We start from the raw sequence: 19,618 nt of genomic DNA, 5'->3' as shown, positions 1-19,618 counted from the left end.
GATTGTCACGGGCCGACGCGCCCACCGTTCTCGACGTCTCCACCCCTGAGGAAGGACCTTCGTGCTCCGCACACATCTCGCCGGTTCCCTGCGCCGCGCCGATGCCACGCAGACCGTCACCGTCGCCGGCTGGGTCGCCCGCCGCCGCGATCACGGGGGCGTGGTGTTCATCGATCTGCGTGACAGCTCCGGACTCGTGCAGGTGGTCTTCCGGGACGAGGCGGTCGCCGCGGCCGCGCACCGGCTGCGCGCCGAGTACTGCATCGCCGTGACCGGTGTCGTCGAGGTGCGCCCCGAGGGCAGCGAGAACCCCAATCTGCCGTCGGGTGAGATCGAGATCAACGCCGGGCACCTCGAGGTGCTCAACGAGGCGGCGCCACTGCCGTTCCAGCTCGACGAGAACCCCGGTGAGGAAACACGCCTACGCCACCGGTACCTCGACCTGCGCCGCGAGGGTCCCGGATCGGCGCTGCGGCTGCGCTCGAAGGTCAACGCCGCCGCCCGCGGGGTGCTGCTCGCCCGCGACTTCGTCGAGATCGAGACCCCGACGCTGACGCGCTCGACCCCTGAGGGCGCCCGCGACTTCCTGGTGCCCGCGCGCCTGCAGCCGGGTTCGTTCTACGCGCTCCCGCAGAGTCCGCAGCTGTTCAAACAGTTGCTGATGGTCGCAGGCATGGAGCGGTACTTCCAGATCGCGCGCTGCTACCGCGACGAGGACTTCCGCGCCGATCGTCAGCCGGAGTTCACCCAGCTCGACGTCGAGATGAGCTTCGTCGACCAGGACGACGTGATCGCGCTCGCCGAAGAGATCCTCGTCGCGTTGTGGCGCCTGATCGGGGTGGAGCTGACCACGCCGATCCCGCGCATCACCTACGCCGACGCGATGCGCCGTTTCGGCAGCGACAAACCCGACCTGCGTTTCGACATCGAACTCGTCGAATGCACGGAGTACTTCTCCGAGACACCGTTCCGGGTGTTCCAGGCACCGTACGTCGGCGCCGTCGTCATGCCCGGGGGAGCCTCGCAGCCGCGACGCACCCTCGACGCCTGGCAGGAGTGGGCCAAGCAACGCGGAGCCAAGGGCCTGGCCTACGTGCTCGTCAACGACGACGGCACCCTCGGCGGACCGGTCGCCAAGAACCTCTCCGACGCCGAACGCGACGGTTTGGCAGCACATGTCGGGGCCGCGCCGGGCGACTGCGTGTTCTTCGCCGCCGGGCCCGCGAAGGCGCAGCGAGCGCTGCTCGGTGCCGCGCGCTCGGAGATCGCGACCCGGCTGGGACTCATCCCGGCACCGGGCGAGCCGATCGACCCCGCGACCGCGGACTGGGCCTTCACCTGGGTCGTCGACGCGCCATTGTTCGAGCCGGCCGACGAGGCGAGTGCCGCGGGTGACGTCGCCGTCGGCTCCGGAGCCTGGACCGCTGTGCACCACGCCTTCACCTCACCCACTCCGGAATCGTTGGAGCACCTCGAATCCGATCCCGGTGCGGCGCTGGCCTACGCCTACGACATCGTGTGCAACGGCAACGAGATCGGTGGCGGATCGATCCGTATCCATCGCCGCGACGTACAGGAACGGGTCTTCGAGATCATGGGCATCGGGCCCGAGGAGGCGCAGGAGAAGTTCGGCTTCCTACTCGACGCCTTCGCCTACGGCGCCCCGCCACACGGCGGGATCGCCTTCGGCTGGGATCGCATCACCGCGCTGCTCGCGGGCGAGTCGTCCATCCGTGAGGTCATCGCCTTCCCCAAGTCCGGTGGCGGCGTCGACCCGTTGACCGACGCTCCTGCGCCGATCACCGCACAGCAGCGCAAGGAGTCCGGTATAGACGCCAAGCCCGCACCGAAGAAGGGGCCCGACGCCCCAGCTCCCGGGTCGGCCGAGCCCACGGCCTGACCGCCGACCCCGGTGGCCGCCCATCCGGGGTGGCCGTCGGGGTGAGCCCGATCGCACGACGGGCGCACAGGTCACATCTGTGATGTGATTTTCCGCAGGCGGGACCCGCGGTTCACGGACACCTGTGGCGCCCGCACCCGCGCCGAGGTGACGTGAAAGGTAGGTGGGCTGCTGTGACCATCAAGGTCGCGCTGGAACATCGCACGAGCTACGCCTTCGACCGGCCGGTGAAGATCTTCCCGCACGTGGTCCGGCTGCGGCCGGCACCGCATTCGCGGACGCCGATCGAGGCCTACTCGTTGAAGGTCGAACCGGGTGAGCACTTCCTCAACTGGCAGCAGGACGCGTTCAGTAATTACCTTGCGCGACTGGTTTTCCCGGAGCCGTCGACGTCGTTGACGATCACCGTCAGCCTGCTCGCCGATTTGACCGCGATCAATCCGTTCGACTTCTTCATCGAGGATTGGGCCGAGCACTACGGATTCGACTACCCCGAGGATCTGAAAGAAGACCTCGAGGCCTACCTGCGGCCGGTCGGGGTCACCGAGGGTGAATTCGCCGGCGCGCCCGTCCATCCGGCGATCGCCGAGTTCGCCGCCGCGCACCGGCCCACCTCGAGGATCCGGGTGATCGATTTCCTCGTCGGGCTGAACCAGGCGGTGCAGCAGGCCGTCGGCTACACGGTGCGTCTCGAGCAGGGCGTGCAGAGCCCCGAGTACACCCTGTCCAGTGCGATCGGATCGTGCCGTGACTCGGCGTGGCTGCTCGTGGCGCTGCTGCGCGAACTGGGTCTCGCCGCCCGATTCGTCTCCGGCTATCTCGTCCAGTTGACCTCCGACATCCGGTCGCTGGACGGACCGTCGGGCCCCGACGCCGATTTCACCGACCTGCACGCGTGGACCGAGGTGTATCTGCCCGGCGCCGGGTGGGTCGGCATGGATCCGACATCGGGACTGTTCGCGGGGGAGGGACACATCCCGCTCGCGGCGACCCCGAGTCCCGGTGCCGCCGCACCCATCACCGGATCGACCGGTCCCTGCCACGCCACCCTGGACTTCTCCAACACGGTCACGCGATTTCACGAGGACCCGCGGGTCACGTTGCCCTACACGGCCTCCCAGTGGGATCGGGTCTGTGAACTCGGTGCCCGCGTGGACGCGACGATGGCCGAGAACGACGTCCGGCTCACCATGGGTGGCGAACCGACCTTCGTCTCCATCGACAACCAGACCGATCCGGAGTGGACCACCGCCGCCGACGGCCCGCACAAACGACTGCTCGCCTCCGACCTCGCCGAGCGCCTGCACCGCGACTACGCCCCGACCGGGCTGGTCCAGCGTAGCCAGGGCAAGTGGTATCCCGGAGAGCCCTTGCCGCGCTGGCAGATCGCGATCATGTGGCGCACCGACGGGCAGCCGATCTGGGATCGGCCGGAGCTGCTCGCCGATCCGTGGTCGAGCCCCGCGCGCGCCGCCGAGTCCATCGCCATCGAGACCGCGGGCCCGGTGCCCACCGCCGAGGGTGCCGAACGCGCCCAGAAGTTGTTGCTGACCTTCGCTTCCCGTCTGGGCGTGCCTTCGTCGCAGGTGATGCCGGCCTTCGAGGATCCGTTGGTCCGCATGCGCGAACTCGCCGCGCTGCCACCGGGTGACCCGGGAACTGACCCCACCACGCCCACCGCACGCGCCTTCGCGCGAGCCGAGGCCGCCGTCGAGATCGACGACCCGGAGACCGACCTCGAACCGCCCGCCGACTCGACCGCCGCGCGCCGGGAACTGCTCGACCGGCTCGACGCCAACGTCGTGCACCCGACGGCATATGTGTTGCCGCTGAGCCGATCCGAGGACGAAACCGCCTGGCACAGCGCGCGGTGGACCACCCGACGCGGCCGCCTGGTACTGACCGCGGGCACCTCCCCGGCGGGACTGCGGCTGCCGCTGAACTCGCTGTCGTGGGGGCCGGCTCCCGCGGTGTTCGTGTCCGATCCGTCGGCGCCTCATGAAGCGTTGCCCGACAAGGCCTCCGACGACCTGGGCTTCACCGTGCTGGAGATGGACCCGGCGCAGTTCGTGCCGCGTACCGCGGTGGTGGCCGAACAGCGCGGTGAGACCCTGTTCGTGTTCATCCCCCCGACCGCGGCGCTCGAGGAATACCTCGCGATCATCGAGATGATCGCCGACGCCGCCGAGGCGACCGGTACCGCCGTGGTCATCGAGGGCTACGGCCCGCCCGCCGACCCGCGTCTGACCACACTGACCGTCACCCCCGATCCGGGGGTGATCGAGGTCAACATCCAGCCGACGTCGAGTTTCGCCGAACAATCGGAGTTGTTGGAGTCGCTCTACGATCACGCGCGCCGAGCCCGGTTGGGCACCGAGACCTTCGACCTCGACGGCTCGCACGGCGGTACCGGCGGCGGCAACCACATCACACTCGGCGGTCCCACGCCGGCGGATTCGCCGTTGTTGCGCCGCCCGGACCTGCTGGTGTCGATGTTGACCTACTGGCAGCGCCATCCGGCCCTGTCATATCTGTTCAGCGGCAAGTTCATCGGCACAACCTCGCAGGCGCCGCGGGCGGACGAGGGGCGCGAATCGGCGCTCTACGAACTCGAGATCGCCTTCGCCGAGATCGATCGGCTCGCCGAGAAGACACCGGTCCCGGTCAAACACGCCAAGGGCGAGCCGCACGCGCCGACGGTCGGCGTCGCGCCGAACCCGTGGGTGACCGACCGCGCCCTGCGTCATCTGCTCACCGACATCACCGGCAACACCCACCGCGCCGAATTCTGCATCGACAAGCTCTACAGTCCCGACTCGGCGCGCGGCCGGCTCGGGCTGCTGGAATTGCGCGGATTCGAGATGCCCCCGCATCACCGGATGGCGATGGTGCAGTCGCTGCTGGTGCGTTCGCTGGTGTCCTGGTTCTGGGAGCAGCCCTATCGGGCGCGGCTGATCCGGCACGGCGCCGATCTGCACGGCAAATACCTGTTGCCGCACTACATCATCGCCGACATCGCGTCGGTCGCCGAGGAACTGCGCGAGGCCGGCTATCCGTTCGACACCGCGTGGCTCGACCCGTTCACCGAGTTCCGCTTCCCGCGACTCGGGACGGTGCAGATCCGCGATCAGGAGATCGAACTGCGGGGCGCCATCGAGCCGTGGAACACGCTCGGCGAGGAGGCCACCGGCACCGGCACCGCACGCTATGTGGACTCCTCGATCGAGCGGGTCCAGGTACGCGTCGCCGGAGGCGACGACGATCGATACGTGTTGACCTGCAACGGTTTCCCGGTTCCCCTGCGCGGTACCGGCCGGGCCGGTGAGCGGGTGGCGGGTATCCGGTTCCGGGCCTGGCAGCCGCCGAGTGCGCTGCATCCGACGATCAGCATCGACACCCCGCTGACCTTCGATCTCGTCGACACCGTCAACGGCCGCTCGGTCGGCGGTGCCACCTATCACGTGGTGCATCCGGGCGGGCGCGCCTACGAGCGGCCGCCGGTGAACGCGGTCGAGGCCGAATCGCGCCGTAACGGCCGGTTCGAGGCCACCGGACACACCACCGGCACCCTCGACACCGGGCTGTTGCGGGAACGGTTGGCCCGGGCCGCCATCGACGCCGGGGTCCCGGCGATCCTCGACCTACGTCGGGCACGTACAGTTCTCCGGTGACCGATTCTGCGGGTGGCCCACTGCCCGCGGTGTTCGACAGGTATCGCTCCGACGGCTACGCGCTGTTCGATCTCGCACAGATCGACGAGGGGGTCCTGCGCGCCGCAGCCGGCCCCATCCACCATGACGAGATGCTCGACGTCGGCGGCGCGGTGCGTCCGGCCTGGGACGAGCTGGTGGCCGGCTACGGCATGCGCGGTGACGAGCGGTTGCGGACCGCCGCCGCCCGTCTGGCGTCGGCAACCCGGGACGAGGGCGTGGTCTACAACGCCGTGCAGGGCAGCACGACCGTCGCCCGACCGTGGTCGGTGGACGCCGTCCCGCTGATCATCGACGGCGTCGAGTGGACGGCCCTGGAGAAGGCGATCACCCAGCGCTCGATGCTGCTGGATCTGATCCTGCGCGACCTTTATCGCGACCAGCGACTGATCACCTCCGGGTTGATCCCCCCGGAGATGGTCTTCGCCCATCCCGGATACGTCCGCAAGGCCGCGCGCCTGGAGGTCGCCGGTCCGCACGCACTGTTCCTGCATGCCATCGATCTCGTTCGGCTGACCGACGGACGTTTCGTCGCCCACGCCGACCGGACGCAGGCGCCGTCGGGAATCGGTTTTGCGACCGTCGACCGTCGACTGGTCTCCCGGACCTTCCCGCAACTGTTCCAGTCGTGCGCACCGCGCCCCATGGCGACCTTCGCCGGGACGCTGCGCCTGGCGCTGTTCGACTACGCACCGCCCGGGGTCGACGACCCGACGGTGGCCGTGCTCAGCCCCGGCAGCATGTCCGAAACCGCGTTCGACCAGGCGTATCTCGCGTCGATGCTCGGCTTCCCGCTGGTGGAGGGCGCCGATCTGACGGTGCGTGACGGTGCGGTCTACATGCGTTCGCTGGGCCGCTTCAAGCGGGTCGACGTGCTGCTGCGCCGCATCGACGCCGCGTACTGCGATCCACTCGACCTGCGCACCGACTCACGCCTGGGCGTCGCCGGTCTCGTCGAGGCGATCTCGCGGGGCACGGTGACCGTCGTCAACACCCTCGGCAGCGGTGTCTGCGAGAACCCGGCCCTGCACACCGTCCTCGAGGCAGCCGCGCCGATGCTGCTCGACGAGGAGTTGGCGCTCGGGTCGATCCCCACATTCTGGGCGGGTGAGGCGCTACAGCGATCCAAGGTGCTCGCCGAGCTGGCGGATCTGTCGGTGACCAATGTGCGCACCGGCGAGGAGTTCGTCGGTCCACTCACCGATGCGCGCACCCGCGACGACCTCGCGCGCCGCATCACCGCGCACGGCGCGGAGTGGGTCGCGCGCTCGCTGGAGGCGTACTCGGTGGCGCCGACCATCACCCCCGGGGGAACCGGGCGTCCGGGCGCGGTCCGCGCCGCGCCGGTCTCGGTGCGTGCCTTCAGCGTCGCGCAGGGCCCGACCTATGCGGTGATGCCCGGCGGACTCGGGTCGGTGCTGGCCGACGGGATCGGCGGGGCCGCGCTGCAGACCGTGGCCGCCAAGGACGTCTGGGTGACCAACCCGGAGGTCGGCGGTCATGTCTCGCGTCGTTCGGAAACCCGAGGGGAGCCGGCCGAAGAGGTCATCGAGATCCGCTCGCCGCGTCCGTCGGCGGCCGAGTACGTCGACACCGCCGTCGCGGCGAGCCCGCGCGTGCTCTCCGACATGTTCTGGTTCGGCCGCTACGGCGAGCGGACCGAACTGGTGACACGCCTGACGAAGGTCGCTCGCGAACGATGCCAGGACTTCCAGTACCGACCGTGGATGCAGGGCACCTCGGCGGTTCCGTTGTTCCTGCACGCGGTGGCCACGGTCACCGGTACCGCCGAGCACCTGCACACCGCCGACCTGTTGGTCGACGACGGGCAACGCTCGCCCGAGCAGGTCAACGCCGCGATCATGCGTATCGCCGAACTCACCGTCGACGCGACGGTGCCGGGCACCGTCGCCTTCGCCGTGGACCGGCTCGTCGCGGCGGCCCGCGCGGTGCGTGATCAGATGTCGACGAGTACCTGGATGGTGCTGACCTCGATGGAACGGGCGGTGGAATCGCTGGCCCGGCAGGTGGCCAGGTCCGCCGAGGTCGACCAGACCACCGGCGCGCGCACCGCGGGCATCTTCGGCGACGCATCGCTGGATCTCGGACCCGACCTGGCCCGCACGCACGAGGACATCATGCACGGGGTGCTGGGGTTGGTCGGGTTGCAGGCCGAGTCGATGGTCCACGACGCGGCGTGGCTGTTCATGGACGTCGGACGCCGGATCGAACGGGTCATCACCCTGGCCGATCTGACCGCGGCGCTCTTCGAAACACCCCACGAGACCGCCGTCGAACAGGCGCTGTTGGAGTCCTACCTGATCGCCGGAGAGTCGGCGGTGATCTACCGCAGGCGCAGCCGTGGCCTCTACCGACTGCTCCCGGTGGCGCAGTTGTTGCTGTTCGACGAGACCAATCCGCGCGCGATGATCTACCAGCTCGACCGCATGCGCGCCGACCTGAGCGACCTGCCCGACGCCTTGCGGTCGGCGGCTGCCGAACGACTCGTCGAGGAGATGACCGCCGAACTGCGGCGTATCGATCCCGCCGATCTCGGCGCCGTCGGTGACGACGGCAGGCGCGGTGACCTCGTCGAATTGATGACCACCCTGCGAGAGGGTTCACGCGAGTTGTCGGAGGTGCTGGCGCGCAGCAGGTTTGCGCTGCCACGCCCGGCGCAGCCCATCTGGGGCTTCGGGAGAGGTGACACGTGAGCAGCCCCCAACCCGAAGCGCCGACGACCCGTCGCTACCGGGTGACCCACCGCACCGTCTATACCTATGACGCGGAGGTCTCCTCGTCGTACGGGCGGTGCTACCTCATCCCGCGTGACCTGCCGCATCAGCGGGTGTTGCGCAACGATGTCAGCGTCGAACCCGAACCGGACGATCGTTCGACCGGACTCGACGTGTACGGCAACACCGACACCTACTTCCACGTGCACACCCCGCACACCGAACTGGTGGTGACCGGTATCTCCGATGTCGAGGTCGATCCGATCGATCCGGGCCTGATCGTCAGCCCCGCGGCGCGGGCGCCCTGGGAGCAGGCCCGCCCGGCGACCCTCGGCCCGCAGCTGGCGACGGAGTTCACCCTCGATCTCGATCCGCCGGAGATCACCGAGGCGGTCACCGAGTACGCGGCCACCGTGTTCACCCCGGACCGGCCGCTCATCGAGGCGGTGACCGATCTGACGACCCGCATCTACCGCGACTTCACCTACAAATCGGGATCGACGGCGATCAGTACCCGCGTCGACACCGTCATGGCCCGCCGCGAAGGTGTGTGCCAGGACTTCGCCCGCGTGGCCATCGCCGCGCTGCGTTCGGTCGGGCTCGCCGGCCGCTACGAATCGGGGTATCTGGCGACCGACCCGCCCCCGGGGCGCGAACGCATCTTCGGTGCCGACGCGAGCCACGCTTGGGCGGCGGTCTGGATCCCCGACGGCCGCTGGCTGCCTTTTGATCCGACCAACGACAAACTGGTCGACGAGCGGCATGTCACCGTCGCCTGGGGTCGCGACTACGACGATGTGCCGCCGCTGCGCGGGGTCATCTACACCGATGCCACACGCAGCGAGATCAAGGTATCGGTCGACGTCAGCCCCCTCGACGAGGGATCCGACGCGCCGCCGGCCCCGACCCGGCCGGGCGTCGCCGCCGACACCGGATCCGCGTGAGGATCGGCGAGGCCCGGTACCGCGCGTATGTGCACGGATGTCCCCCGATCGGTCACGAATCCCCAACGGCCGGTGACGACTGTCGGTGGCATTCGGTACCGTGGGGGATGCCATGACGGTCATCACAGAAAGCCGCATCACCAGCGTGGTGCGTGCCGCAGAGGCCCTGTTGTCGCATCGAGCCGGTTCGCCGGTCGTGCTCGCCGAACCGGAGGATCTCGGAGGAAGCGGACGCACCATCGTGGTGCGCGTACGCGTCGCCCAGAACCCCCTGTCGATGGACCGCACCCTCGTCATCAAAGCGCTCCCCGAAGACGAGGATCCGCACGCGTTCCACCGCGAGATCGCCTCGTACAAGTACGCGACGGCGCTGCCCACCGAGTCCCGACCGGGGCCCCAGTTGATCGCCTCCGACCCGGACGTGCGGCTGATGGTGCTCTCCGACCTCGGGCGCGGCAATGCGATGACCACGCTGCTCGGCGGTGTCGACGTCGTCGAGATCTCCCGCGCGGTCAGTGCGTGGGGTCAGGCGCTCGGTCGCATGCACGCGGCCACCGTCGGCGGCGAGGTCGACTTCGATGCCCTGGTCCGCCGCGGGCCCTCGGGCACCGAGGGGCGCGACCTGCTCGGCGAGGAGGCCCGGCGTGCGGTCCGGATCGCCCGGTCGCGAGCCGGCGACCTCGGGGTCGAGATGGGCTGCTCGGTCGGCGCCGCGCTCGAGGGGGCGTGCACCCTGTTCGACGAGGGCGATCATCGTGCGTTCAGCCCGTCGGATGTGGGTCCGGAGAACATCCTGCTCAACGAGGCCGGCGTGCAGTTCATGGACTACGAGTGGGGTGGATTCCGCGACGCGACCCTCGACATCGCCTATGCCCTCGTGACCTTCCCGGCGCAACTCGGCCCGCACGCACTCGAACATCGCGACCAACTCGAGACCGCGATGGTCGACGCGTGGCGTTCGGAGGTGCACACCATCTGGCCGGCGCTGCGCCGAGACGGCGATCTGCAGCGCAAGCTGGTCGTCGCCCGGTTGCTGTGGGCGTGGCTGTCGACGGTGTGGCTGCTGCCCGAGGAGGACACCGACGTCGCATCGCCGGACCCGGCAGGTCTGCAGGAGTTCGACACCGCCGACCACGCGCACGACTGGGCACTGCATTCCAACGATCCGCGCGTGATCGTCGCGAGGTGGTCGGATCTGGCCGCGTCGGCGCGGTCGGTCAACGCCGACGTCGCCGATTTCGCTGCCGCGATCGGCGTTGCGTTGCACCGGGTCTGGCTGTCCTGACGCGGGAATGAACGGACTTTTCGACACTCCCGATCCCGCGTCACCCAGCAGCGGACCCGCCGTCGGCGTCTCGGCACCGCTCGCCGTCCGGATGCGGCCCCGCTCACTCGACGAGATCATCGGGCAGACCCATCTGCTGGGTTCGGGGTCGCCGTTGCGTCGGCTCATCAACGGTTCCGGTGCGGCGTCGGTGCTGCTCTACGGCCCACCGGGCACCGGCAAGACCACCATGGCGTCGCTGATCTCCACCGCGGCAGGCGGGCGGTTCGAGGCGCTGTCGGCGCTGTCGGCCGGGGTCAAGGAGGTGCGGGCGGTCATCGAGGTGGCCCGCCGACGACTCGTCGACGGCGAGCAGACCGTTCTGTTCATCGACGAGGTCCATCGCTTCTCCAAGACCCAGCAGGACGCGTTGCTCGACGCCGTCGAGAACCGGATCGTGTTGCTGGTGGCTGCCACGACGGAGAATCCGTCGTTCTCGGTGGTCTCGCCGCTGCTGTCGCGCTCGCTGGTGCTGCGGTTGCGGTCGCTGACCGACGACGACATCCGCGAGGTTCTTCGCCGGGCGGTCACCGACGAGCGTGGTCTCGGCGGGGCGGTTCGCGTGACCGACGCCGCCTACGATCACCTCGTCGCCGTTGCCGGTGGCGACGCCCGACGTGCCCTGACCGCCCTGGAGGCCGCCGCCGACGTCGTGTCCCAGGATCGGTCCGATCCCGATGCGCAGGGCGACGCGAGCGAGATCCCGACGGTGGATCTCGCCGACGTGGAAGCGGCCATCGACAAGGCCGCGGTGCGTTACGACCGCGACGGCGACCAGCACTACGACGTCACCTCGGCGTTCATCAAGTCCATCCGAGGGTCCGACGTCGACGCCGCGCTGCACTATCTGGCGCGGATGATCGCCGCGGGGGAGGACCCGCGATTCATCGCGCGGCGGCTGATGATCCATGCCAGCGAGGACATCGGGATGGCCGACCCGATGGCCCTGCAGACCGCTGTTGCCGCCGCGCAGGTGGTGGCGCTGGTCGGGATGCCCGAGGCGAAACTGGCCCTGACACAAGCCACCATCCATCTCGCGACCGCACCGAAGTCGGCGGGCGTCGTCGGCGCGATCGGAGCCGCGCTGGCCGACGTCGAGGCCGGTAAGGCCGGCGCCGTACCGCCTCATCTGCGGGACAGCCACTACGCCGGCGCGAAGAAGATGGGCAGCGGCGTCGGCTATCGCTATCCGCACGATGACCCCGATGGTGTTGTGCCGCAACAGTATCCGCCGGACGAGCTGGTCGGTGTCGACTACTACCAGCCGACCGACCACGGCTTCGAACGCGAAATCGGGCCGCGGGTGGGCAAATTGCGATCGATCATTCGGCGGGCAACCTCGAAGCGACGCTGATTCGCGGACCGGTTCTGACCGCAATGGTTCCTACCGTCGTCGTCACAGGGGATCTCCCCACCGAGACGAGCCGAAGGAACACCCACGATGTCGATCACCGAAACCTTTGGGGGAGTGCAGGGCCCACCTGTCTTGAGCGCTCGCGCCCGCACCGTGGCCCTGCTGTGCCTGCTGACCGCGTCGTTCATGGAATTGATGGACGCCACCGTGGTCAACGTCGCGCTGCGCACCATGCAGTCCGATCTCGGGCTGTCCGCGGCGGCGTTGCAGTGGATCGCCGCCGGGTACCCGCTGGCATATGCGTCGGGTCTGGTGCTCGGTGCGCGACTCGGCGATCGGTACGGGCGTCGCCGGATGTTCGTGGTCGGGCTGGCCGCCTTCGGTGCCGCCTCGTTGGCGTGTGGCCTCGCCGCGGATCCGGCATCTCTGGTCGCCTTCCGATTCCTTCAGGGACTCTCCGCGGCCCTGATGGTTCCGCAGGTGCTCACCTGCATCCAGGTGTTGTATCCGCCCGCGCAGCGGGGTACCGCCATGGGGATGTTCACCTCCGTGATCGGGTTCGCCGCCGTGGCGGGCCCGCTGCTCGGCGGCGTCATCACCGCAGGTGACTGGTGGGGGATGTCGTGGCGGCCGATCTTCCTCATCAATGTCCCGATCGCCGTCCTGGCGATCCTGGCCGCTCGCGCGTTCCTTCCGGAGTCCAAGGCGCAGGTGCCCGCCCCGATCGTGGTCACGTCGGCGGTGCTGCTCGGCGCGGGGCTTGCGAGTCTGATGGTTCCGATCACCGTGGGTCCCGAACATGGCTGGCCTGCATGGGGATTCGGATGCATGGCGCTCGGGGTGGGGTTGCTGGCCGAGTTCGGCCGTCGGCAGTGGGCCTCGGCGCGGCGCGGTGTGGAGCCGATGGTGCCCCCGGCGGTGTTCGCCACCCGGTCGTTTACCGCCGGACTCGCGGCATTCGCCGCCTTCATGGTGCCGACCGGCGGTTTCTTCCTGGTCCAGTCGCTCTACGCGCAATCGGCGCTGGGCTTCTCGGTGCTACGCACCGGCCTGATGTGGCTGCCCTTCTCGGTGACGGTGTTCGTCGCCGCAGGCATATCGGCGACAGTGCTGGCACCCCGGTTCGGGGCCTCGGTGCTGCGATGCGGCGCACTGGTATTCGCCGTCGGCGTGGTCACGATGATGCTCGCGGCACGCACCGACGATCCCTACTGGTGGTTGGTGCCGGCCTTGGTCCTGGCCGGCGCCGGTTTCGGGCTCGTCGTCGGGTCGGCAGGTCTGCTGGTGCTCGACGAGGTTCCGGTGCATCGGGCCGGCGCCGCCTCGGGTGTGTTCAACACCGTGCAGGCGTTGTCGGTCGCGGTGGGTGCCGCGGTGATCGGGACGATCTTCACCTCCGCGACGTCCATGGACGCCGGATACCGCGCGGCGATGATCGCGATGGTCGCGCTGGTGGTCGTCGGCGCGGTGGTGTCGTTCGCGATGCCCCGGCGGCGTGGGGTGGTTCTCACGGATTCCGAACGGTGAAGGTGAGCACGGTTGCCACCGTGGCCATTCCGACGCCGACCCACACCGGCGACACCCAGCCCAGTCCCGCGCCGATGGTGAGTCCGCCGAGGAAGGTTCCGATCGCGTTGCCGACGTTGAAGGCTGCGATGTTGGCCGCCGACGCCATCGTCGGTGCAGCGGGGGCGCTGCGCATCACCCGCAATTGCAGTGCTGGGCTGGTCGCGAAACCGACGAAACCCATCACGAACAGCAGGATCGCGACCGGTATCGGCCAGGGCACGACGAGCGCGTAGACGGTGAGGGTGATCGTGAGCGACACAGCCAACACGCGCAACGTCATGGTCAGTGAGCGGTCGGCGCCCCACCCACCCACGGCGTTGCCGACGCACAGACCTGCACCGAACAGCACCAACAGCCATGGCACCGCCGCATCGGAGTAGCCGTTGATGTGGGTGACCAGCGGTTCGATGTAGATGAATGCACCAAAGAGGCCGCCGAAGAGAGTCATCGTCAACACTATCGACGCGATCACCTGGGGACGTGCCAGCACGCGGTAGGACGAACCGGAAGTCGCCGGTGGTGCGGGCCGCGCGGGCACCAACGCGAGGATGGCGAGCAAGGCAAGGACACCAACGATGCTGACCACCCAGAACGCTGCCCGCCATCCGAAATGCTGCCCGACCACCGTGCCGAACGGTACGCCGACCACATTCGCCAGGGTCAGTCCGCCGAACATCACCGCGATGGCGCGGGCCTTGCGGTCCGGGCGGACGAGCTCGGCGGCCAGGACGGCACCGATTCCGAAGTAGCCCCCGTGGCACATGGCGGTGAGGACACGGCCGAGTACCGCGATCGGGAATGTCGGTGCCAGCGCGGTGAGCACACTGCCTGTGATGAAGAAGCCCAGCAACAACAGGAGTGCGGACTTGGGTGGGCGTCGGCTCAGAAGGGCGGTGACGGTGAAGGCGCCCACTGCTACGGCGAGGGCATACGACCAGATGAGTGCGCCCGCGGTGGGCACGCTGACGCGCAGGTCGTCGGCGACGTCGGTGAGCAGGCCGGAAATGATGAACTCGGTCAGACCGATGCCGAAACCGCCGAGTGCCAGCGCCGCCAGAGCGGCGCCCGGGTGTCGAGGCGTGGGGGAGTGGAAGTGGTTGTGCGACTGCACTCTTCGATGCTTGTTGGCCACCTGATCGACGTGTTGGTCGGTGAGGTCGGACATATGTGTGTCTCCTGAACCATCGGGAACGCGTGGTGCCATGAGAGGCTGACGACGCGACAAATGAGCACGCGGTCGGTGATGGCCGCGCGGATACGAATGAGTTGGGCCGGTGCTATCCCGGGTGAGTGGTGCTGGCGAGCATGCGCAGTGCGTCATCGTCGGCGGAGCCGGGAACGGCATGCATCAGGATCAGCCGGTAACCGTCGTCCTCGGGCAGGTGCAGCATCTCGTAGCGCAATTCCAGCGCACCCGCCACAGGGTGGTTGAAATACTTCACTCCACTCGAACACGCCTGCACCGGGTGCTGCGCCCAAATGCGCGCGAAATCTTCACTGGCTGTGGATAACTCGTCAATCAGTGCGATGGCCTCGGGCCGCGCCGCCAGCGGGGCGACGACAAACCGCAAGGATGCCACCGCCAGGCGCGCCTCATGCTCCCAGTCGCGATGGAGCGCACGTGTTGCCGGATCGTTGAACAACATCGCGACCTTGTTCGGAGGCGTCGGGCCGTATGGTGCCGACGGTTCGAGATGTCCGGCAAAGACGGCATGCCCCAGGCGATTCCATCCGACGATGTGTTGAGTTGGAGACAGGGCCATCGCCGCGACGTCGGGCATTGCGTCGAGCAGAGTGGCCAAACCCGGTCGGAGGGTCCGCGCATGATTCGACGGTTGCGTTGTCGCGCCCGCCAGCCGATACAGATGACTCGTCTCGGTGTCGTCGAGCCGCAGAGCTCTTGCGAGTGCGTCGAGCACCTGGGTCGACGGATTGGTCGCCGCACCCTGCTCGAGTCGCGTGTAGTACGTCAGTGAGACACCGGCCAGTTCGGCGAGTTCCTCTCGCCGCAGGCCCGGCACTCGGCGGAAGCCGTTCGTCACCATCCCGAGATCATCCGGCGCGACCGCGGCACGCCGAGAGCGAAGGAAGTTCGCGAGCTGGTCGACGGGCAGCGATGCGTTGGTCATGACTCCATGGTGACCGCGTGGCGCGGATTGTTCCTGGCACTGCTGGTGACAGGAAGCAATCAGCCGACGGTGACGGTGGCGTGGTGGTCGATCGGGAAGTTCACCGAGTTCGCGATGAAGCACCACTCGTGGGCGTCGTGGTGGGCATCGTGGGCGCCGGCGACCATCGACTCCTCGGCAACCGTGACCGTCGGGCGCAGGGTGGCGGAGGTGAAGTGGCCGCCGTTGCCCTTCTGTGCCATAACGGCGGTCGCCTCGTCGGTGTAGCCGGTGACGATGACGCCGCGGGTCACACAGGCGTGCAGATACGACAGCAGGTGACACTGCGAGATCGCGATGAGCAGCAGATCCTCCGGATTGTGGTGCGTCGCATCGCCGCGAAACGCCGGATCCGCCGAACCGATCACATCGGGTTTACCGTCGACGCGGATGCGGACGGTGCGGTCGTAGTCGCGGTACCCGGACGTCCCGGTGCCGCGGTCGCCGATCCACGTGGTGGTGACGCGATAGTGGTGTTCGCCGGACATGGGCCGAGTATGCCCGCGCCGGCGACGACCGCGATACCCGACGCTCTCGGCGAGCGTGTGTCCCGCCGACGGTAGGCTGGTAAGCCGCAGATACGCTCATCGCCGATCTTTCGAGGACTCACCCAGTGCAGACGCATGACATCAGGAAGCGATTCCTGGATCACTTCATCAAGGCCGGGCACACCGAGGTGCCCAGCGCCTCGCTGGTCCTCGACGATCCGAACCTGCTGTTCGTCAACGCCGGGATGGTGCCGTTCAAGCCGTACTTCCTCGGCGAGCAGACCCCGCCGTTCGATCGAGCCACCAGCGTCCAGAAGTGCGTGCGCACCCTCGACATCGACGAGGTCGGCATCACCACCCGTCACAACACCTTCTTCCAGATGGCGGGCAACTTCTCCTTCGGCGACTACTTCAAGCGCGAGGCGATCACCTTCGCCTGGACACTGCTGACCAACAGCGTCGAGGACGGCGGATACGGCATTCCGGCCGAAAAGCTGTGGCCGACGGTCTATCTCGACGACGACGAGGCAGAGTCGATCTGGCGCGACGAGATCGGCGTGCCCGCCGAGCGCATCCAGCGACGCGGCATGAAGGACAACTACTGGTCGATGGGCGTCCCCGGTCCGTGCGGACCGTGTTCGGAGATCTTCTACGACCGCGGTCCGGCATACGGGATCGAAGGTGGACCCGAGGCCGACGAGGACCGCTACATCGAGATCTGGAATCTCGTGTTCATGCAGAACGTGCGCGGCCCGGGCGGCGGCAAGGAGGGCTACGAGATCCTCGGCCCGCTGCCCAAGAAAAACATCGACACCGGTATGGGCATCGAGCGCGTCGCCTGCCTGCTGCAAGGTGTCGACAACGTCTACGAAACCGATCTACTCAAACCGATCATCGACCTCGCCGCGAGTGTGACCGGACGCGCCTACGGTGCCGGCGACCACGAGGCCGACGTCCGGTTCCGGGTGATCGCCGACCACACCCGCACCGCCGCGATGCTCATCGGCGACGGCGTGCTGCCGGGCAACGACGGCCGCGGCTACGTGCTGCGCCGGTTGCTGCGGCGCGTGGTGCGCTCGGCGAGGTTGCTCGGCGCCGGGAGCGCAGCGAGCGGGCCGAATGTCAACGGCGCCGGGAGCGGAGCGAGCGGGCCGAATGTCAACGGCGCCGGGAGCGGAGCGAGCGGGCCGAATGTCAACGGCGCGGACGCCCCGACGATGGGGGCGTTCATCGGTGCCGCGATCGATCTGATGGCGCCGTCGTACCCGGAGCTCGCCGACAAGCGCGACCACATCGTGAGTGTCGCGGTCGGCGAGGAGGCCTCGTTCGCCAAGACGCTCGCCGCCGGGTCGAAGTTGTTCGCCGACGCCGCAGCGGCCACCAAGGCCGCCAACCGGGGCACGCTCTCGGGCAGTGACGCATTCACCCTGCACGACACCTACGGCTTCCCGATCGATCTGACCCTCGAGATGGCCGCCGAGGCCGGGTTGACGGTCGACGAGGGCGGCTTCACCGAACTCATGGCCGAGCAGAAGCAGCGGGCCAAGGCCGATGCGAACGCCCGCAAGACCGGGCACGCCGACGCCGGGGTGTACCGGGAGTTCCTCGATCGTGGACCCACCGAGTTCACCGGATACGGCGAGCTCGTGTCCGAGGCCCGTGTGTTGGGTCTGATCGCCGACGGCGTGCGGGTCCGCAGTGCCGCTGCCGGTCAGGAACTGACGGTGATCCTCGACCGCACCCCGTTGTACGCCGAGTCCGGTGGGCAGATGGCCGACACCGGCTCGATCACCACCGGTGCCGGCGCCCGGTTGACCGTCAAAGATGTTCAGCGCGTGGGCAAGTCGGTGTGGTTGCACAGCGTCATCGTCGATGCCGGGGAGATCGTCGAAGGCGACGAGGTCCTCGCGAGCGTCGACACGAGCTGGCGCCACGGTGCCACGCAAGGACATTCGGGTACCCACATGGTGCATGCGGCGCTCCGTCAGGTCCTCGGACCCGGTGCGACACAGGCGGGTTCGTTGAATCGTCCCGGATACCTGCGCTTCGACTTCCACGCGTCGGGACCACTGTCGACCGAGCAGCGCGCCCAGATCGAGGAGATCTCCAACGAGGCCGTCGAGGCCGACTACCGGGTCAACACCTTCGAGACCGGTCTGGCCGAGGCGAAGGCCATGGGCGCGTTGGCTCTGTTCGGGGAGAACTACGGTGACGAGGTGCGGGTGGTCGAGATCGGCGGCCCGTTCTCGATGGAGCTGTGCGGCGGCACCCATGTCGCGTCGTCGGCGCAGATCGGGCCGGTGACGCTCATCGGCGAGTCCTCGGTCGGTTCCGGGGTGCGCCGCGTCGAGGCCTATGTCGGCATGGACTCGTTCCGCCATCTGTCGAAGGAACGCGCACTGATGGCCGGTCTCGCGTCGTCGTTGAAGGTGCCCTCCGACGAGGTGCCTGCCCGCGTCGAGCAACTCGTCACGCGTTTGCGCGACGCCGAGAAGCAGCTGGAGAAAATGCGTGCCGAGGCGGCTCGCGCATCGGCGGCCACGTTGCTCGATCGGGCGGTGACGGTGGGGTCGACGCTGCTCGTCTCGGGCACGCTGCCCGGGCTCGATGCCAACGGATTGCGGTCGGTGGCGGGGGATCTGCGTGGCCGGATCAGCCATCGTGCCGCGGTGATCGCACTGTTCTCCCCGAGTGAGGACGCCGAGCAGGCCAAGGTGCCGTTCGTCGTCGCCACCACCGAGGCCGCCCGCTCGGCCGGACTCAAGGCCGGCGATGTGGTGAAGGAGATCGCGCCCATCCTCGGTGGCCGCGGCGGCGGTAAACCCGATCTGGCGCAGGGATCGGGATCCGATCCGGCGGGCGTGGACCCGGCGATCCGACGGATTTCCGAGCTCCTGCACTGATGCCGGATTCGGGGATCGACGACCAGCGGACGCGGCGGGGCCGGCGTCTGGGCATCGATGTCGGCAGCGTGCGGATCGGAGTCGCGGTGTGCGACCCCGACGGGATTCTGGCGACCCCGGTCGAAACCGTCCGACGGGACACGTCCGGAGGGTCGGATGTGACGAGGATCGCCGAACTCGCCGCAGAGTACGAGGTCGTCGGGATCGTCATCGGTTTGCCGAAGACGCTGCGGAACACCGACGGAGTGGCCGTGGCCGCGGCACGGGAGTTCGGCGACGCCCTGACCACCGCGATTGCCCCGGTGCCCGTCGAGTACGTCGACGAACGGCTCACCACGGTGACCGCGGCGCAGGCGTTGCGGGCGAGTGGCCGGTCGGCGAAGGCGTCGCGCTCGGTGATTGATCAGGCTGCCGCGGTCGCTATCCTGCAGGGATGGCTGGACGCGCGACGATGAGTTCGTTGGCGCCGTCGCTTCGTCCGCCGATCGGAGGGTCCGATCGGTTCAGGTCCAGTGTGATGCGC

At 68.6% G+C, this 19,618-nt stretch carries 12 protein-coding genes; 9 read left to right on the top strand and 3 right to left on the bottom strand.

The annotated features are described in order from the left end of the window. Positions 1 to 61 precede the first annotated feature (61 nt). The 7 genes from aspS to QNM97_RS11950 all read left to right on the top strand — a co-directional run bounded on the left by aspS (position 62) and on the right by QNM97_RS11950 (position 13,494). On the top strand, positions 62 to 1,900 hold the full coding sequence (aspS, locus tag QNM97_RS11980; protein ID WP_283822904.1) for an aspartate--tRNA ligase: 1,839 nt from the start codon (positions 62 to 64) through the stop codon (positions 1,898 to 1,900). Positions 1,901 to 2,073: 173 nt separating this feature from the next. Beyond that, on the top strand, positions 2,074 to 5,571 hold the full coding sequence (locus tag QNM97_RS11975) for a transglutaminase family protein (RefSeq protein WP_283822903.1): 3,498 nt from the start codon (positions 2,074 to 2,076) through the stop codon (positions 5,569 to 5,571). Next, positions 5,568 to 8,324 (top strand): circularly permuted type 2 ATP-grasp protein, encoded by a 2,757-nt coding sequence (locus tag QNM97_RS11970; RefSeq protein WP_283822902.1) that lies wholly within the window; start codon positions 5,568 to 5,570, stop codon positions 8,322 to 8,324. The genes QNM97_RS11975 and QNM97_RS11970 overlap by 4 nt, the downstream gene beginning before the upstream one ends. Then, positions 8,321 to 9,289 carry a transglutaminase family protein gene (locus QNM97_RS11965; RefSeq protein WP_283822901.1) on the top strand — a complete coding sequence of 323 codons (969 nt, stop codon included), beginning with the start codon at positions 8,321 to 8,323 and terminating at the stop codon, positions 9,287 to 9,289. The genes QNM97_RS11970 and QNM97_RS11965 overlap by 4 nt, the downstream gene beginning before the upstream one ends. 112 nt (positions 9,290 to 9,401) lie before the next feature. Then, positions 9,402 to 10,574: a hypothetical protein gene (locus tag QNM97_RS11960; protein WP_283822900.1), complete on the top strand. Its 1,173-nt coding sequence runs from the start codon at positions 9,402 to 9,404 to the stop codon at positions 10,572 to 10,574. Between the two features lie 7 nt (positions 10,575 to 10,581). Continuing rightward, entirely contained in the window at positions 10,582 to 11,967 is a 1,386-nt protein-coding gene (locus tag QNM97_RS11955; protein WP_283822899.1) for a replication-associated recombination protein A, read from the top strand. An 87-nt stretch (positions 11,968 to 12,054) separates the two neighbouring features. Next, the gene (locus QNM97_RS11950; protein WP_283822898.1) at positions 12,055 to 13,494 is read left to right on the top strand and encodes an MFS transporter; all 1,440 of its coding nucleotides are present in this window, start codon (positions 12,055 to 12,057) and stop codon (positions 13,492 to 13,494) included. On the opposite strand, the gene QNM97_RS11945 is transcribed toward QNM97_RS11950, so the two are convergent. From QNM97_RS11945 to QNM97_RS11935, 3 genes are all read right to left on the bottom strand, one after another. Continuing rightward, positions 13,475 to 14,701, bottom strand: a complete 1,227-nt coding sequence (locus QNM97_RS11945) for an MFS transporter (protein ID WP_283822897.1) — start codon at positions 14,699 to 14,701, stop codon at positions 13,475 to 13,477. The two genes, QNM97_RS11950 and QNM97_RS11945, sit on opposite strands and share 20 nt — an antisense overlap. A gap of 112 nt (positions 14,702 to 14,813) precedes the next feature. Beyond that, a complete protein-coding gene (locus QNM97_RS11940) occupies positions 14,814 to 15,665 on the bottom strand; it encodes a helix-turn-helix transcriptional regulator (protein WP_283822896.1) in 852 nt (283 codons plus the stop codon). Positions 15,666 to 15,724: 59 nt separating this feature from the next. After that, a complete protein-coding gene (locus QNM97_RS11935) occupies positions 15,725 to 16,192 on the bottom strand; it encodes an OsmC family protein (RefSeq protein WP_283822895.1) in 468 nt (155 codons plus the stop codon). A 125-nt stretch (positions 16,193 to 16,317) separates the two neighbouring features. Between QNM97_RS11935 and alaS the strand changes: the two genes are divergently transcribed. Together alaS and ruvX are read left to right on the top strand one after the other, a co-directional pair. Next, complete coding sequence (gene alaS, locus QNM97_RS11930) at positions 16,318 to 19,095, top strand: alanine--tRNA ligase (protein WP_283822894.1); 2,778 nt, start codon at positions 16,318 to 16,320, stop codon at positions 19,093 to 19,095. Beyond that, the gene (ruvX, locus tag QNM97_RS11925; protein WP_283822893.1) at positions 19,095 to 19,550 is read left to right on the top strand and encodes a Holliday junction resolvase RuvX; all 456 of its coding nucleotides are present in this window, start codon (positions 19,095 to 19,097) and stop codon (positions 19,548 to 19,550) included. The genes alaS and ruvX overlap by 1 nt, the downstream gene beginning before the upstream one ends. The last annotated feature ends 68 nt before the right edge of the window (positions 19,551 to 19,618 follow it).

This window comes from Gordonia sp. L191 (assembly GCF_030077625.1).
Taxonomy (GTDB): Bacteria; Actinomycetota; Actinomycetes; order Mycobacteriales; family Mycobacteriaceae; genus Gordonia; species Gordonia polyisoprenivorans_A.
The sequence above is the reverse complement of the archived record's forward strand: the minus strand, read 5'-3'. Positions and strand labels throughout refer to the sequence as shown.